Annotated in this window: 13 protein-coding genes; 4 read left to right on the top strand and 9 right to left on the bottom strand. The window is 63.2% G+C overall.

From position 1 onward, the window contains the following. Positions 1-8: 8 nt before the first annotated feature. From ACR65N_RS08855 to ACR65N_RS08845, 3 genes are read right to left on the bottom strand one after another with little or no spacing between them, the layout of a single operon-like run. Positions 9-830 carry a carbohydrate ABC transporter permease gene (locus tag ACR65N_RS08855; protein ID WP_440456670.1) on the bottom strand — a complete coding sequence of 274 codons (822 nt, stop codon included), beginning with the start codon at positions 828-830 and terminating at the stop codon, positions 9-11. Continuing rightward, on the bottom strand, positions 830-1,765 hold the full coding sequence (locus ACR65N_RS08850) for a carbohydrate ABC transporter permease (RefSeq protein ID WP_440456669.1): 936 nt from the start codon (positions 1,763-1,765) through the stop codon (positions 830-832). The genes ACR65N_RS08855 and ACR65N_RS08850 overlap by 1 nt, the downstream gene beginning before the upstream one ends. Further along, a complete protein-coding gene (locus tag ACR65N_RS08845) occupies positions 1,762-2,910 on the bottom strand; it encodes an ABC transporter ATP-binding protein (RefSeq protein WP_440456668.1) in 1,149 nt (382 codons plus the stop codon). Before ACR65N_RS08845 ends, ACR65N_RS08850 begins: the two co-directional genes overlap by 4 nt. A 246-nt stretch (positions 2,911-3,156) precedes the next feature. On the opposite strand from ACR65N_RS08845, the gene ACR65N_RS08840 reads away from it, so the two are divergent. After that, positions 3,157-3,669: a PAS domain-containing protein gene (locus tag ACR65N_RS08840; RefSeq protein ID WP_440456667.1), complete on the top strand. Its 513-nt coding sequence runs from the start codon at positions 3,157-3,159 to the stop codon at positions 3,667-3,669. Between the two features lie 174 nt (positions 3,670-3,843). On the opposite strand, the gene ACR65N_RS08835 is transcribed toward ACR65N_RS08840, so the two are convergent. From ACR65N_RS08835 to ACR65N_RS08825, 3 genes are all read right to left on the bottom strand, one after another. Then, positions 3,844-7,026 (bottom strand): efflux RND transporter permease subunit, encoded by a 3,183-nt coding sequence (locus ACR65N_RS08835; RefSeq protein WP_430307166.1) that lies wholly within the window; start codon positions 7,024-7,026, stop codon positions 3,844-3,846. 220 nt (positions 7,027-7,246) lie between these two features. After that, entirely contained in the window at positions 7,247-8,425 is a 1,179-nt protein-coding gene (locus ACR65N_RS08830; protein ID WP_440456666.1) for an efflux RND transporter periplasmic adaptor subunit, read from the bottom strand. A gap of 247 nt (positions 8,426-8,672) precedes the next feature. Further along, positions 8,673-9,470 carry an alpha/beta hydrolase fold domain-containing protein gene (locus tag ACR65N_RS08825; RefSeq protein ID WP_440456665.1) on the bottom strand — a complete coding sequence of 266 codons (798 nt, stop codon included), beginning with the start codon at positions 9,468-9,470 and terminating at the stop codon, positions 8,673-8,675. Between the two features lie 151 nt (positions 9,471-9,621). On the opposite strand from ACR65N_RS08825, the gene ACR65N_RS08820 reads away from it, so the two are divergent. Continuing rightward, positions 9,622-10,557 (top strand): LysR family transcriptional regulator, encoded by a 936-nt coding sequence (locus ACR65N_RS08820; protein ID WP_430307163.1) that lies wholly within the window; start codon positions 9,622-9,624, stop codon positions 10,555-10,557. Between the two features lie 60 nt (positions 10,558-10,617). On the opposite strand, the gene ACR65N_RS08815 is transcribed toward ACR65N_RS08820, so the two are convergent. After that, entirely contained in the window at positions 10,618-11,559 is a 942-nt protein-coding gene (locus ACR65N_RS08815; RefSeq protein ID WP_440456664.1) for an AraC family transcriptional regulator, read from the bottom strand. 169 nt (positions 11,560-11,728) lie between these two features. Here ACR65N_RS08815 and ACR65N_RS08810 point away from each other — a divergent pair, with 169 nt between their 5' ends. Continuing rightward, on the top strand, positions 11,729-12,574 hold the full coding sequence (locus ACR65N_RS08810; protein ID WP_440456663.1) for an SDR family oxidoreductase: 846 nt from the start codon (positions 11,729-11,731) through the stop codon (positions 12,572-12,574). A gap of 47 nt (positions 12,575-12,621) precedes the next feature. Here ACR65N_RS08810 and ACR65N_RS08805 read toward each other — a convergent pair whose 3' ends face one another. Beyond that, complete coding sequence (locus ACR65N_RS08805; RefSeq protein ID WP_440456662.1) at positions 12,622-13,500, bottom strand: alpha/beta fold hydrolase; 879 nt, start codon at positions 13,498-13,500, stop codon at positions 12,622-12,624. Between the two features lie 218 nt (positions 13,501-13,718). Here ACR65N_RS08805 and ACR65N_RS08800 point away from each other — a divergent pair, with 218 nt between their 5' ends. Next, positions 13,719-14,936, top strand: a complete 1,218-nt coding sequence (locus ACR65N_RS08800) for a cytochrome P450 (RefSeq protein WP_440456661.1) — start codon at positions 13,719-13,721, stop codon at positions 14,934-14,936. A 94-nt stretch (positions 14,937-15,030) separates the two neighbouring features. On the opposite strand, the gene ACR65N_RS08795 is transcribed toward ACR65N_RS08800, so the two are convergent. After that, a complete protein-coding gene (locus ACR65N_RS08795) occupies positions 15,031-15,801 on the bottom strand; it encodes a GNAT family N-acetyltransferase (RefSeq protein ID WP_440456660.1) in 771 nt (256 codons plus the stop codon). Positions 15,802-15,830 lie beyond the last annotated feature (29 nt).

Raw genomic sequence — 15,830 nt, 5'->3', positions numbered from 1 at the left:
GTGAACGGTTACTTGACGCCGGTCATGGTGATGCCGGCGATGAAATGGCGGCGCACGAGGAGGAAGCAGATCAGCATGGGTGCGGTGATGATCGTCGCGCCGGCCATCAGCGCGCCGTAGTTCGCCCCGGATTCGACATCCGAGAAGTAGAGCATCCCGAGCGGCGGCGGCGCGAGATTGGTGTCCGACACGACGATCATCGGCCAGTAGAGGTCGTTCCAGTGGGCCACCAGAGAGAAGACGGCGAAGGCGGCAAGTGACGGCAGAGAGCCGCGCAGCACCAGTCCCCAGCAGATCTCCAGCTCCGAAAAACCGTCCATCCGGGCGGCTTCGATGATTTCGCTCGGATAGCTGCGGAACGACTGGTGGAACAGGAAGATGGCGAAGACCGACAGCAGGAACGGCGCCATCATCGCAAAGTAGGTGTTGAGCAGGTTCGTCTTCGCCAGGCCGACGAAGAGCGGCAGCGCCAGCGCCTGGATCGGCACGCAAAGCGCTGCGATCACCAGCGTCATCATCAGCCTGCGGCCGGGAAACCGAAGCTTGGCGAGCGCATAGGCAGCCGGAACCGCCGTCACCACCTGCACGGACAGGATGCCGAAGCAGACGATCACGCCGTTCAGCATGAACCGCGCCATCGGCACCTGGCCCGCCGCACGGGCATAATTCTCGGCCGCATCGAATTTCTGCGGGATCGGCCACAGCGATACGTCGAAGATTTCCGCCGGAGAACGGATCGACGTCAGCACCATCCAGTAGAACGGCAGCAGCATGGCGAAGGCGCCGAGTGCGAGCACCAGATGCGGGAGATATCTGCGCAACGACGCCATCAGTAATGCACCTTCCGGTCCATATGCACCGTCTGGCCGATCGACAGGATCAGAACGATGACAAGGAAGATCAGCGTCAGGGCCGCCGCATAGCCGGTGTTGGCGTATTCGAAGCCCTCGAGATAGAGATCGAACAGCAGGGTCTCCGAGCCGAAGCGGCCCTTGGTGAGGACGGCGACCGTCTCGAAAACCTTGAAGGCGGAAATCGAGGTGGTGACGACGACGAACATCGTCGTCGGGCCGAGCATCGGCCAGGTGACGGTGAAGAACCTATCGATGGGGTTTCTGGCTCCATCCAGCCGGGCTGCCTCGTGCAGATCCTTTGGGATTGCCGTCAATCCCGCGAGAAACAGCACCATGTTGAAGCCGACGATCTGCCAGACACCGATCAAGGCCATCGTCGGGATCAACAGCACCGGGTTCGACAGGAAGGCGACCGGCTCGAAGCCGAACCACTTGATCGCAGCGTTCACCGGCCCGAGCGACGGATGCAGCAGGAACTGCCAGACGGTGGCCATGGCCACCAGCGTCGCGGTGACGGGGAGGAAATAGGCGACTTCCCAGAAGCCGCGGCTGCGCTTGCGGTTGTAGACCAGCAGCGCGACGCCAAGCGCCAGAAACACGCCGAAAGGTATGACGATTGCCGCATAGATGACGGTGTTCTTCAGCGATCTCATGAACACAGGATCGTGGTAGGCCTTGATGAAATTCTCAAGTCCGACGAAGCGGCTGGAAAGCGCACCGAGTTGGTAGTCGGTGACCGAGAAACCGGCGAGCACGACCATCGGAACGATATAGATCGCCACCAGCAGCAGCGCGGCCGGGGCAACGAACATCAGCCCGCGCCACATCATCCGCCGCTGCGCGCGCGCCGCCCGGGGTCTTTGCCCGACCGTTACTGTCGAGGCCGGCGTGTAAAAGTCCGCTGCCGTCATGCCGCCACCCGCTCGAGGACCGAGACCTTGCGGCGCTCGCCGTCGGTGCCGAACAGGTGCGCCTGCTCCGGCGCAAAGCCGAGGCGCATCGTGCCGGCCGCCTCAACGGCCAGTCGCTCGTCGGATGACTGACGCATCGTCAGGCGAACGGTCTCATCAGCGAGCAGATGGGTGGTGACGAAGCGGTCGGCGCCGTGGGTCTCGCTGCGCACCACGCGAACCGCAAAACCGTCGGCCGCGTGGCGCAGGTCCTCGGCGCGGATACCCAGCGTCGAGGGACCTGCATCCTTGGCCGCCGCCTGGATCTGCAGGTTCTGGCCGAAAGCCGAGACGCGTCCCTGCCCATTGATCTCGACCGGCAGAAGGTTGATCGACGGCGTGCCGATGAAGCGGGCGACGGTGAGCGTTGCGGGCGAACGGTAAAGCTCGTCCGGCGTCCCGAGCTGCTCGATCCGGCCCTCCGACATCAGCGCGATGCGATCGGACATCGTCATCGCTTCGATCTGATCGTGGGTGACGTAGATGAAGGTTGCGCCCAGGCGGCGATGCAGCGAGGCCAGTTCCTCGCGCATGTGGGCGCGCAGCTTGGCATCGAGATTGGAGAGCGGCTCGTCCATCAGGAAGGCTGCCGGCGAGCGGACGAGTGCGCGGGCGAGGGCCACGCGCTGGCGCTGGCCACCGGACAGCTGCGCCGGCTTGCGGTCCAGCAGATGTGCAATATGAAGCGTTTCCGCCGCCTGCTCGACGGCAGCATCGATCGCCTTCATGGTTTCTGCCGGCGCCAGCAGCCGCCCGATCAGCGGCAGGCGAGCAGAAAATGTCAGGCGCCGCATGCGCAGCGGCGTGGCGATGTTCTGCCGGACGCTCATGTGAGGGTAGAGCGCGTAGGACTGGAAAACCATGGCCAGGTTGCGATCGCTGGGATCCGTGTCGGTCACATCGTTGCCGCCGATCGAGACGGTGCCGCGATCCGGCGCTTCCAGCCCGGCGATGATCCGCAGCAGCGTTGACTTGCCGCAGCCGGACATGCCGACCAGCGACAGGAATTCGCCGGGGCGGATGGAGAGATTGATCTCCTTCAGGACCTCATCGTTCCCGAAGCTCTTGCCGATGCCGAGAAGGTCAAGCGATTGAGGCGTCGTCATTCTGCGCTCCTTTTTCAAAGCGCGTATGCGACCCCTGCATGACAGATGGACGACGGTTCCAACAAAGTTTGATGACCGTCCCGCAGAGATGCGGTGGCATTGCCCGCCGGGCGATTACCCGCAGCAGCGCGGCAATTCTACCGAGAAGCGTACGGCATCGGACGTAACAGGTCCGACGGTTGCGAATTCCGTATATGCAGTCAAATGCATGTGACAGATGCCGACATCAAGTGGAGGATTCGACAAATGGACAGCGCATCCGCTCCGGACGCCAATGCCTTGGTTATCGTCGCCCAGGACGTCGGAATATTCTCCTGGGATGTCATCAGCGACCGGTTGAGAGGCGACAGCGAGATCGCCGGTTTCTTCGGACTGCCGTCGGAGGACGTCGCACGGGGGCTCGGCATCAGCCAGTACCTCAATCGGGTGTTCTATGAAGATAGGGAACGCGTGGCGGCTGCCATTCACGGAGCGATCGTCGCCGGCGGCCCCTACCAGGAGGAGTACCGGATCACCAGGCCGAACGGCGAGACCGTCACAGTCACCGCCATCGGCCGCTGCTTCTTCGATGAGCAGGGTGACCCGGTGCAGTACTGCGGCGTGATGTTCAAATCGGTCGAGGAGAAGGCTGAGGTCGGCCACGATATCGTCCGAAGCTTCGTCACTGCCGCCCAGAAGCATGCAGCGGAACTCGCCAACCCGAAGATCGCAGCACTGCTCGAGCCGGTGCTCGAAGAGCTCGATAGCTCGGCCCTCTAGGAGGAACGCCGGCAGTCGCTCGAATGCAGAAACGACGCTTGCGCGCCGTTCGTTGCAGCCTTTCAAGGGAGGACACCGCGCGGGTCTGCGGTGGATAGACCCGCGCGGCGCAGTCGAGGATGGTTCACATCATTGCGGCAGACAATGTGTGGCCCCGACCAGGAGACGGCGTAATTACTCCGCTGGAGAGAGAGCGGGCACCGCCTCCGTACCGTGCTGGCGCAGCGGCCGACCACCGGTCAGCATGCGGGCCAGCATGTAGAACACCGGCGTCATGAAGATGCCGAAGAAGGTCACCCCGATCATGCCGGAGAAGACGGCGATGCCCATGGCGGATCGCATCTCGGCGCCGGCACCCGTCGACAGGACGAGCGGGACGACACCCATGATGAAGGCCATGGAGGTCATCAGGATCGGGCGAAGGCGAAGACGGCTTGCCTCGACTGCGGCTTCGAACGGCTTGCGCCCCTCGAATTCCAGCTCCCGAGCGAATTCGACGATCAGGATCGCGTTCTTCGCCGATAGCCCCACCAACACCACCAACCCGATCTGGGTGAAGATGTTGTTGTCACCTCCCGTCAGCCAGACACCGGTCATCGCCGCCAGCACGCCCATCGGCACGATCATGATGATCGCCAGCGGCAGGGTGAGACTTTCATACTGTGCTGCGAGCACCAGGTAGACGAGCAGCAGCGCCAGCGGGAAGACCACGAGGCTGGAATTGCCCGCCAGGATCTGCTGGTAGGTCAGATCCGTCCATTCGAACTCGATGCCCGGCGGCAGCGTTTCGCTGAGGATCTTGGTGATCGCCGCTTCCGCCTGGCCGGACGAGAAGCCCGGAGCCGGACCGCCGTTGATGTCGGCCGACAGGAAGCCGTTGTAGCGCGTCGCGCGTTCCGGACCGGTCTGCGCATCGACCTTCAACAGTGCCGAAAGCGGGATCATCTGGCCGGACTGCGAGCGGACCTTCAACTGGCCGATGTCCTCCGCCTTTGCGCGGTACTTGGCATCCGCCTGAACCCGCACGCTGTAGGTGCGGCCAAATGCGTTGAAGTCGTTGACGTAGAGCGAACCGAGATAGATCTGCAGCGTTTCGAAGACGTCGGTCACCGATACGCCGAGCTGTTCCGCCTTGGCGCGATCCAGATCCGCATAGAGCTGCGGCACGTTGATCTGGAAGCTCGAGAAGATGCCGGCAAGTTCCGGCGTCTGGTAGGCCTTGGCGATGACCGCCTTGGTCGCTTCGTCGAGCGCCTGATTGCCGAGGCCGGCACGGTCCTCGATCTGCAGCTTGAAGCCGCCGGTCTGCCCCAGACCGTTGACCGGCGGCGGCGGGAACATTGCGATGAAGGCGTCCTGGATGCCGCCGAACTTCTGGTTCAGCTGCATGGCGATCGCGCCGCCGGAAAGCTCCGGCGTGGTGCGCTTATCGAAGTCGTCGAGAATGGCGAAAACGATGCCGGCATTGGAGCCGATCGTGAAGCCGTTGATCGACAGGCCCGGAAAGGCGATGGCGTGCACCACGCCCGGCTGCGCCAGGGTGATCTCGCTCATCCGCTTGATGACGTCTTCGGTGCGATCGAGCGTCGCGCCGTCCGGCAACTGGGCAAAGCCGATCAGATACTGCTTGTCCTGCGCCGGCACGAAGCCGCCGGGAACGGCATTGAACATGCTGTAGGTTGCCGCGACTAGCGCCAGGTAGATGATCATCACCAGGCTCTTGCGCGACAGGAGCCCGCCGACCGTGCGGCCGTAGCCGTTGGATGCCGCGCCGAAGGCACGGTTGAAGCCACGGAAGAACCAGCCGAAGGTGGCGTCCATGAAGCGCGTCAGCCAGTCCTTCTTGGCATGATGGTCCTTCAGCAGCAGGGCGGCCAGCGCCGGCGACAGCGTCAGCGAGTTGATCGCCGAGATCACCGTCGAGATGGCGATCGTCAACGCGAACTGCCGGTAGAACTGGCCGGACAGGCCGCTGATGAAGGCGAGCGGCACGAACACGGCGACCAGCACCAGTGCGATCGCGATGATCGGGCCGGACACTTCCTTCATCGCCTTGTAGGTGGCGTCACGGGGACTGAGGCCGTTCTCGATATTGCGCTCGACGTTTTCCACCACGACGATCGCATCGTCGACGACGATGCCGATTGCCAGCACGAGCCCGAACAGCGTCAACGCGTTGATGGAGAACCCGAAGGCATACATCACCGCGAAGGTGCCGATGATCGATACGGGCACGGCGATCAACGGGATGATCGACGCGCGCCAGGTCTGCAGGAAGACGATGACGACGAGAACGACGAGGGCGATGGCTTCGAGCAGCGTGTCGACGACCTTCTCGATCGAAGACCGGACGAACTTCGTCGTGTCGTAGACGATCTCGTACTTCACGCCTTCCGGCATGGCCAGCTGCAGCTGGTCCATCGTCGCCTGCACGTTGTCTGCGATTTCGATGGCGTTAGAGCCGGGAGCCTGCAGGACGGCGACGGCAACCGCCGGGCGGCCGTCGAGCAGCGAACGGAGCGTATAGTCGGCCGCGCCGAGTTCGATACGGGCGACGTCACGCAGCCGGGTGATCTCGCCGTTCTCACCGCTCTTGACGATGATGTTGCCGAACTCTTCCGGCGTCCGCAGGCGGCCCTGGGCGTTGACGTTCAACTGCAGCTCGACGCCCGGCTGCGACGGCGACGCACCGATGATGCCGGCTGCGGCCTGGACGTTCTGGCTGCGGATAGCATTCGAGATGTCGCTTGCGGCCAGCGAATGTTCAGCGGCCTTCTGCGGGTCGATCCAGACGCGCATCGAATAGTCGCCGGCGCCGAACACCTGCACCTGCCCGACGCCCTGGATCCGCGTCAGCCGGTCCTTGACGTTGAGCGTTGCGTAGTTGCGCAGGTAGGTGATGTCGTATCGGTCGGTGTCAGAGACAAGGTTCACGACCATGATGAAGTCAGGCGAGCTCTTGACGGTAGTGAGACCGAGCGCGCGGACTTCCGCCGGCAGGCGCGGCTCGGCCTGGCTGACGCGGTTCTGCACCAGCTGCTGCGCCTTGTCCGGGTCCGTGCCGAGCTTGAACGTCACCGTGACGTTCAGCACGCCGTCGGAGGTTGCCTGGCTCGACATGTAGAGCATGTCCTCGACGCCGTTGATCTGCTCTTCGAGCGGCGTCGCGACCGTTTCGGCAATGACGGACGGGTTGGCGCCCGGATAGCTGGCGCGCACGACGATCGACGGCGGCACGACCTCGGGATACTCCGAGATCGGCAGCGAGCGCAGGCCGATCAAACCTGCGACGACGATGAGGATCGACAGCACGCCGGCAAACACCGGCCTGTCGATAAAGAAGCGGGAAATATTCATGTCAAAGCCCTCTCTCCGGGGTTAACAAGAAACGGAAGACGCCTGTCCCGCGGCCAATGGACGCCGACGCCCTTTCGGGCGCAGGCGAGATCCATCCTTCGGAACCACGCGCCGAGCCTGCGAAAACCGTTCTCGGTTTCCGGCTTGACGCGTGAGGCCGCAGGCGACACAGGCGAACGATATGGTTTGAACGGTCCGACCGGCAGAGCCGGTCAGGGCATCAGTTGTTGGCGACCTTGGCTTCTTCCTCAGGCGCAACCACCGCGCCGGGGCGAACTCGCTGTAGGCCGTTGATGACGATCCGATCGCCGGCATTCAGGCCCTTCTGCACGATCCTCAGGCCCTCGACCGCGGAACCCAGCTCCACCTGCCGGTATGCGATGGTATTGTTTGCATCGACCACGAAGACGAACTTCTTGTCCTGGTCGGTGCCGACGGCCTTTTCGCTGATCATCAGCTGGTCCGACGCGGTTGGCTGGCCGAGGCGAACGCGGACGAACTGGCCCGGAATGAGCTTGCCGCCCGGGTTGTCGAAGACGGCGCGGACACGGATCGTGCCGCTCGACGCGTTCACCTCGTTGTCGATGAGCTGCAGCTTGCCGCGGATCGGCGTGCTGTTGGCGGCGAGCGTGCTGACCTCGACGGGTACCCGGTCGATGGCCGGAACGCCGTTTTCGGACGGCAGGTCGGCGATGATCTGCGCCACCAGTTCTTCGCCGGCATCGAAGCTTGCATAGATCGGATCGATCGAAACGATGGTCGCCAGCGGGCTGGAGGCCGAGCCGGCGGCAACGAGATTGCCGACCGTCACCTCGATCTTGCCGACGCGGCCGGCGATCGGAGCCTTGATCTGCGTATAGTCGAGGTTGAGCTGTGCCACCTTCAATGCAGCCTTTGCAGACTGGACGCCGGCAAGCTCATCCCGCTGGGCGCTTTGCCGCTGGGCAAGCTCGCTCTGCGAGATGGTGTTCCTGGCCAGGAGATTGTTGCCGCGTTCGAGCTCGGTATTGGCGAGTTCGAGCTTGGCTTCCGCCGAGGCGACAAGCCCCTGCGCCTGGGCGACGGCTGCCGCATAGGGTTCCGGATCGATGCTGACCAGCAGGTCGCCGGCCTTCACGAGGCCGCCTTCGCGGAAGTGTACGGCCTGAACGGCGCCGGCGACGCGCGGGCGCAGCAGCACCCGGTCGACAGCTTCCAGCCGGCCGGAGAACTCCTGCCAGGTGGTGACCTTGCGCGGCTCGACGGAGGTGACCGTGACCGGTACCGCCGGCGTTGCCTGTGCAGCCGGGGCAGCCTTGGCCGCCTGCGGCATGTCGAGATAGATGGATGCGCCGGCGATCAGGGCAGCGACGCTCAGCCCGGTGCCCCACAGGGCCCAGCTTGTGATCTTCGATGTCATTTTGCTCTCCTGCGGACCCTTGGGAAGCCCGCCTCTCTAGTCGAAACGTCAATGGATCCGACCACGCCGGAAACCGGCGGTCGGCTGCGCGGCGCTGACGCCGCGGTGATCTGAATGTGTCTGCTTTTAGTCTGTGAACCGGGCTGCGAAGGGCACCGGTGTCACGAAATCGAGAACCTGTATGATGTCATTCCGGTCTCCTTCAGAGATGAAATGCTGAATGTGATGCCGTCTAAAAATCGTCGGCCTAGACCTGCAGTCCGTCGACGAAACTGGTGAATTCCGAACAGAGAGGAGCAAGCCACGTGCCCTTCCCTTCCTTGTAAATGCTCGTCCAGCCGCAATCGGCTGAAAAGATGCGCTGTTGTACCGTGACGCCGAAAGCCCTCAGGCTGTCCGCATAACCGATGACTTCGTCGCGCAGTGGATCGTCTTCCGACGTCACCACGAGAGCTGGTGCGACGCCCGCAAGCCGCGAACAGAGACAGGGCGCCGCATAGGGATGCTGAAAACCCAGATGCGAGCCAAGATAGTGGCTCCAGCCGTCCGACCAGCGCTCCCGCATTCCGACGTCGTCCGCCTTGCGAAACGAGGCGCTCGTCATCTGCGGATCGATCATCGGCGAAAACAACATCTGTCCGTTCAACTCGCCGGGCAGCAGATCACGCGCCTTCAAGGCGACACCTGCAGCAACGTTGCCACCCGCCTCGTCACCGGCCACGAACAGCGGCGACTTGGCGCTGCCGAATTGCTTGCGGCGGGTAGACAGGCAGGTCAGAGCCTCGAACGCAACTTCCATCGCCTTCGGAAACGTATTGCTCGATACGCCCGCATAGTCGGCCTCAAGAACGATCGCGCCGGTCTCCGCAAGCGCCTTGGCGATCGGCCGTTCCGTCTCGCCGCGGTCCTCATCGAGAAACGCACGGCCCCGCAGGTAGAGGACGATCGGCGGCACCTTGCCGGGCTTCGTCCCCTCATACAGCCGCATCGGCACCGGCGGTGTCGCCGACCGGTCGAATGCGATGTTTTGCCACTGCAGCGTCATGAAAGTCCCAGTGCCATCGATTGGATGAGCAAGCGTTGCCGAATTTTCTAAGTATGATATTATTATCCCAGAAAACTTGCACAAGTCGCTCTTCAGGGTAACACTGTTCCGAAAATCGGAATAATGCTGCAGCGCGTCACGGGAGCTGTACATGGATCAGTTGTCTGCAATGCGTGTCTTCGTGCGTGTGGTCGAAACCGGCAACTTCACCCGTGCCGCGACCGCTCTGGATATGCCGAAGACCACCGTCACCACCATGGTGCAGAGCCTGGAGGCCCACCTTCGCACGACGCTGCTGAACCGCACAACCCGACGGGTCATGGTGACCACCGACGGCGCCCTCTATTACGAGCGGGCAATCCAGATCCTTTCGGAGCTCGACGAACTCGACGGGTCGATGTCGAAATCGCAGGCACAGCCATCCGGGCGGCTGAGGGTAGAGATGGCCGGCGCCTTTGCGGACCTCATCGTCATTCCGGCGCTTTGCGACTTCTACCAGCGCTATCCGCAGATCCAGCTGGATATCGGGGTCGGCGACCGGCTGGTCGATTACATCGCCGAGAATGTCGATTGTGCTCTGCGCGGCGGCACGCCCACCGATCAGTCGCTGATCGCCCGTAAGGTCGGCGAGATCCAGCTGCACGCCTACGCCTCGCCGATCTATATCAACAATTTCGGTGTTCCCGAGCATCCGCGCGACCTCGAGGACAAGCATTTCGCGGTTGGCTATCTGAACGCGACGGCAGGGCGAGTGATGCAGATGGAATTCTGCCGCGGCGACGAGGTGCTGGATATCGCACCCCGCTACGCGGTCTCGGTCAACGACGCGCGTTCCTATGTGAACGCCGCGATCTCCGGCATGGGCGTCGCCCAGAGCGCCCGCTTCATCGTCAAGGATGCGCTGGAGCGTGGCGAACTCGTCGAGGTGCTGACCGACTGGGAGTGCGAGAAGCTGCCGCTCTACATCGTCTATCCGCAGACCCGCCACGTCAGCAACAAGGTGCGGGTGTTTGTCGATTGGCTGGCAAAGCTCGTTCAAGGGCTGAAGTCGGGCGACGAACTACCGGAATTGCGCAAGGCGAGCTGATCATCCGGCACCGGGAATACCGACCCCTGTCGGTCATCTCCGATCACTCGCTCAAAAGCGTCAACCGGCCAAAGCCATGCGCGCATATTCGCGCGGCGGGCAGCCGATCTTCTGGCTGAAGGCAGTGCTGAAAGCACTGGCGGACTGGTAGCCGACCTGTTCGGCGATCTCGTCCAGCGTGCCACGCGAATAGCGCAGGGCGTCCTTGGCGAGCGCCATTCGCCACCGCAGCAGATATTCTACCGGAGCAAGCCCGACTGCCTCGGAGAATTTGCGGGCGAAGGCGGAACGCGACATCCCGGCCCGCTGCGCCAGTTCGGCAATGGTCCAGCCGCGCCGCACGTCGGAATGGATCTCGCCGATCGCCCGGGCGAGCTGTGGATCCGAAAGTCCGCGCAGCATGCCGGGATGAGGAAGCTTGGCTGCCTCCCTGCGCAGCGTCTCGATCAGCAGCACCTCGAGCAACCGTGAGAGGATCAGGTCGCTACCGACGCGCGCGTTCTCCGCTTCGTCGCGGATATAGGAGATCAGGTTGCCGAGCCTTGCGCCAGTTCCCTCGCCTGCACCGACGTGAACGAGGCGCGGCAGAAGCTCTGTCAGCAAGTCGGCATTGGTCGGATCGCAGAGGATGCAGCCGCCGACAATCCGGGCAACGCTTTCATCGCCGGCATCGCCGACGATGATCTCGCCGTTCACCAGATGCCGGGCCTTGAAGTCGTCATCGGACAAGACGATGTCCTGTCCATCGGCGCTGAAGAATACATCCGCAGTCGGGCTGCCCGACAACACGAAATCTCCGGCGTCCAGGTGCACGGTCTCTCCTTCGGCCGTCCGGAAACGGACGTTGCCTTCGATCACGAAGTAGAGCATCGGTCCCGGCTGCGGCGGAACCTGCACGGCCCAGTCTCCGAACCCCGCCATGCTGCCCATCAGCACCGTCTTCGGTCGCAGCAACTGGACCACATCCGTCAGCGCATCCATCTGCACAATCCATAACGCCATCTAACGGCTACACCATGGATCGTCCCAGACGATTTGTACAGGGTCAGGCCTCAGGCACCATTGCTCGATGATCATTGAGACGATCCGTAACAACAGCTGGATCTTCCATTATTCCTAATCTTCGCTGGTTCGCTATTCTCGGGGCATCGAAGAACAAGGAGATCGATACATGACCAAGACAGTTCTGATCACCGGCACGTCCTCCGGATACGGCTTCAGCATGGCCGAACACTTTCTCGACCGCGGCTGGAATGTCATTGCCACCATGCGCCATCCGGACCCGACGATCTTCCCGCCCGGCGGCGACAGGTTGAAGGTGCTCGCCCTCGACGTCTCAAGGCCGGAGACGATCGACAAGGCAATTGCCGACAGCATCACGGCTTTCGGGAGCATCGACGTGGTGATCAACAATGCCGGCATCGGGCTGGCGTCCGCCGTCGAGGCGACGCCGGACAGCGCGGCCCGGGAGGTCTTCGAAACCAATACCTTCGGCGTCTTCAACGTCTGCCGCGCCATCATTCCGCACATGCGCCGCCAGGGTCACGGCGTGATCGTCAACGTCACGTCGAGCGTTACCCTCGGCGTCGTCCCGCTCGTGGCGCTCTACGCAGCCAGCAAGTTCGCCGTCGAAGGGTTTAGCGAAGCGCTGTCCTACGAGCTCGAACAGTTCAACATCAAGGTGCGGCTCGTCGAGCCGGGCTACGGGCCGACCACCCGCTTCACCGCCAATGGCGGACCGCGCATGCAGGGCCTCATCCCGGCCGACTACGGACAGTTCGCACAAGGCTGCTTCGAAAAATTCGCCAACTATCCCACCGCCTATTGCAGCGAGGCGGAAGTCGCAGACGCCGCCTATGCCGCGGCGACCGAGGGCGGCGAACGGCTTCGCTATCCCGCGGGCGCCGACAGCAAGATGCTGGCGGAGCTTCGCTGGACCACCTCGGAAGATCACTACCGGGCAAGGATGCGCGAGATGTTCGCGCCGGATATCCGCCGGATGTCGAACGCCGCCTGAGCAGCGGCGCGCCTACGGCCTGCCGGCGCTGAGACATCGCGCCGGCATCACCGCCCGCCGGTCAGCTCGTTCAAGAACCCCTGAACCGTCGAGAAGAACTTCAGCGGCTCTTCGGCAAACGGAAAATGCCCGGAGTTTTCGAACTCGACCAGTCTCGCATTGCGCATCGACCGGGCCATGAACCGCGCCGCACTCGGCGGGCAGACCCAGTCGTGTCGGCCGACGATCACCAGTGCCGGCACCTCTATCGTATCCAGTTGCGAACGCAGGTCATAGTCGGGCGCGACGACCTGCATGAAATGCTGCATCATCGGGATGTCGAGGGACGTCAGCGACAGGATTTCCTGCATAATCGACGCATTCGAGGGTGCCACATAGAACGGTGTAAGATCGCGCATGAACAGAGACATTGTCTCTTCGGTGATCTCTCCGGAAAAGACGCGTGACGCGATGGCCAGCGCCGCGTCCGAGCCCCGCGATGCCAGCGTCGGGCCAGGATCGCCATCCTCCTCCTGTATCGGCGCAACCGTCGGGCTGCCGTCGCAGATGATCAGACCGCCCAATTGACCGGGATGCCGCAGCGCCATGTGCAGCGCGACGAAACTGCCAGCCGAATGCCCGAAGACGACGGGTCGTTCGATGCCCAGTTGCTTGCAGAACAGCGCCACATCATCGGCCATCTGCTCAAGCGTGCAGGTATCGAGCGGCACGCGCTCGGAGCGGCCGTTGCCGCGCAGATCGATGAAGATCACCTGGGCGATGTCGGCAAGCTCGCAGAGCCCGGGCCTTAAATAGCCGTGATCGAAACCCAGGCCGCCATGCAGCGCGATGATCGTCGGCTTCTCGACAAGCCCGCCCGCCTCGACGGCGAAGGCACTGCTGGCGACGTCGAAGAAAATCGATGCGTCGTTGATTCTTGCTAACATGGAAACATCCCCGTGTCTGATGTGCGGGACGATCGCAGCCGGCTGGCACTTTGATGTTTCAGGAAGCCGCGACTTCGTTGCATCGGAAACTGGAGACCTCGCAGCAAACGCGGCAGCCCGCCGGATTACAGATCAAACCCGTTTGCCCGGCCCTGTAATCCTTCGACGCGCAGGCAAGCGGAGACTGGGATCCTTGTCTCAACCTCAGAGGGCTCCCGGTGAACATTTCCCATACAACAGCTTCAGCTTCGGCTCCGCCCACTCTCAGTTTCGCGGAACTGAACGCCAACCCCCATCAGCTTTACGCGGAGCTGCGCAGCCGCTTTCCGTTCGTCAGGCGTGAGGACGGCGTCTACATCGTCTTGCGCGCCCAAGATATCGAGACGCTGATCAGCGATCCCCGTACGCGGCAGATCGAGACCGAAATGATCAGGATCCGCGGGATCAACTCCGGGCCGATCATGGACTTCGTCTCATACAGCATGCTGTTTTCCAACGGCGAGACGCATCGCCGGCGCCGGCAGCCGCTGACCCGGAATTTCGCCTTCCGCATGATGGCCGGCTTGCGGCCGAAGGTCCGGGCGCTTTCCCAGGACCTTTTGGATAACGCCGTCGACAAGGGTCGGCTGAAGCTTCGCGACGATTATGCCGCGCTGATCCCGGCAATCACGATTGCCGGGATCCTCGGCATCCCGCGCTCAGACGTTCCGCTGTTCACGACGCTCGCCTACGAGGTCGCGAGGATCCTGACGACCTCGTGGACGACGGAGGACATTCCCGGCATCGAAGCAGCGACCCGGGAGCTGACGGACTACTGCGCGCGGCTGATCGCCGAGCGGCGCAAGCTCCCGAGAAACGATTTCCTTTCCGAATATGTGGCGAAGATCGACGAAACGCCGGAATTGTCGCCAATCGAGGCCGTCATGCAGATCGTTTCCGTGGTGCTCGGCGGCAGCGACACCACCCGCGCCGCGATCGTCATCCAGACGGGGCTGCTGCTCGAACGGCCGCATCTCTGGGAGGCGATGCGGAGCGATCCGCAGATGATCGTCCCGGCAGTCGCCGAAGCCTTGCGCTACGAGCCGGCGGTGGGATCGATCCCGCGGCTGACGCTGGAGGATGTGTTGCTCGACGGGCACCTGATCCCCAAGGGCGGTCCCATGAGCCTCTCGACCCTTTCGGGTTTGCGCGACCCTGCGGTCTACGACAATCCCGACGCATTCGATCCGCAGCGCGAGCAGCCGCGCTGGCACCCCGTCTTCGGCGGCGGCGAACATCGCTGTCTCGGTGAGGCGCTGGCGAGGATCGAACTGGAAGAGGCACTGACGACGCTGACGACCTCGCAGCTGCAGTTCGGCCTCGGGTCACAGCCGCTGCGCATCCACGGGCACGCGGCGATCCGCAAGGTCGACGAGCTGGAGATCGAGTGCCGATAGGCAGCCAACAAGGGGCACAAGCGTCCGGGCGAGAAGACAGCGCCCGGACGTCGATAGCGAGCGTGACCGGCCGCGGAGCGGCTCCAGCCTTGGCTCAGAAGGCGACGACGTTGTATTCGACGATCCTCTTGAAGCCGATACGCTCATAGACGGGTTGTCCCATCGGACTTGCCTGGAGCGTCACCACCTCGAAGCCCATCTCGACAGCCGTCCACGCCGCGTGCAGCGTCATGAGGGTGGCGATACCCTTTCTGCGATGCTGTTCGGCGGTCGAGCAGAGGTAGATTCCAGCGATGCCCTCCGCGCAGAGAAGCGCCGAGGTCGCGACCATCCTGCCGCCGATCCTTGCGGCGAACCGCCGAAAACTTCCCGGCGCATCCGGGCGGTCGAGCTCCATCTGCAGCGTTCTTCCGACCTGGTCCGGGGTGACGCCCATCGACGGCGCAAAGCAATCCACCCATTCCGCAAGACCGCGATCGTCCCTCACCTCCTCAATGACAAGCCCGGCGGGCTTGGCTTTGCCGGTGGGCAGATCCGTGAGGCGCAGCGCGTAGACAGGTATTGTGCCATGCCTGGCGCCGCCGTGCCGCATGAGGGCGTCCAGCGCATCCGGGCGGGAGTCCGGACCGACCCACCAGATGCAGGGCACGCCCGCCAGTTGCTCCTGTGCCTGCGTGATCAGCACATCGATGTCGGCGCCGTAGAGGCGCAGAACGCCGTTCAGCTGCGGGTGGACGACACCGGAGCGAAACAATGAAATGCCGTCGTCACGGCGGAGCTCGCGGCCGAAGTTCAGCCAGTAGCGACGGCAGTTGGCGAGAGCGGCCTGGAAGGTGGCGTCGGAAAGGTAGGTCTGGTCGATCATTGAAGGTCCTCGGATCAGGTTGCCCGCCA

This window comes from Rhizobium sp. SAFR-030 (assembly GCF_059415005.1).
This window is presented reverse-complemented; position numbering and strand designations above follow the sequence as displayed.

What these genes read in the sequence shown, in the direction of transcription:
- ACR65N_RS08850 (WP_440456669.1), bottom strand. Translation starts at nt 1,765, where the DNA reads ATGACGGCAGCGGACTTTTACACGCCGGCCTCGACAGTAACGGTCGGG.
- ACR65N_RS08795 (WP_440456660.1), bottom strand. Translation starts at nt 15,801, where the DNA reads ATGATCGACCAGACCTACCTTTCCGACGCCACCTTCCAGGCCGCTCTC.
- ACR65N_RS08810 (WP_440456663.1), top strand. Translation starts at nt 11,729, where the DNA reads ATGACCAAGACAGTTCTGATCACCGGCACGTCCTCCGGATACGGCTTC.
- ACR65N_RS08830 (WP_440456666.1), bottom strand. Translation starts at nt 8,425, where the DNA reads ATGACATCGAAGATCACAAGCTGGGCCCTGTGGGGCACCGGGCTGAGC.
- ACR65N_RS08815 (WP_440456664.1), bottom strand. Translation starts at nt 11,559, where the DNA reads ATGGCGTTATGGATTGTGCAGATGGATGCGCTGACGGATGTGGTCCAG.
- ACR65N_RS08825 (WP_440456665.1), bottom strand. Translation starts at nt 9,470, where the DNA reads ATGACGCTGCAGTGGCAAAACATCGCATTCGACCGGTCGGCGACACCG.
- ACR65N_RS08835 (WP_430307166.1), bottom strand. Translation starts at nt 7,026, where the DNA reads ATGAATATTTCCCGCTTCTTTATCGACAGGCCGGTGTTTGCCGGCGTG.
- ACR65N_RS08855 (WP_440456670.1), bottom strand. Translation starts at nt 830, where the DNA reads ATGGCGTCGTTGCGCAGATATCTCCCGCATCTGGTGCTCGCACTCGGC.
- ACR65N_RS08840 (WP_440456667.1), top strand. Translation starts at nt 3,157, where the DNA reads ATGGACAGCGCATCCGCTCCGGACGCCAATGCCTTGGTTATCGTCGCC.
- ACR65N_RS08820 (WP_430307163.1), top strand. Translation starts at nt 9,622, where the DNA reads ATGGATCAGTTGTCTGCAATGCGTGTCTTCGTGCGTGTGGTCGAAACC.
- ACR65N_RS08805 (WP_440456662.1), bottom strand. Translation starts at nt 13,500, where the DNA reads ATGTTAGCAAGAATCAACGACGCATCGATTTTCTTCGACGTCGCCAGC.
- ACR65N_RS08845 (WP_440456668.1), bottom strand. Translation starts at nt 2,910, where the DNA reads ATGACGACGCCTCAATCGCTTGACCTTCTCGGCATCGGCAAGAGCTTC.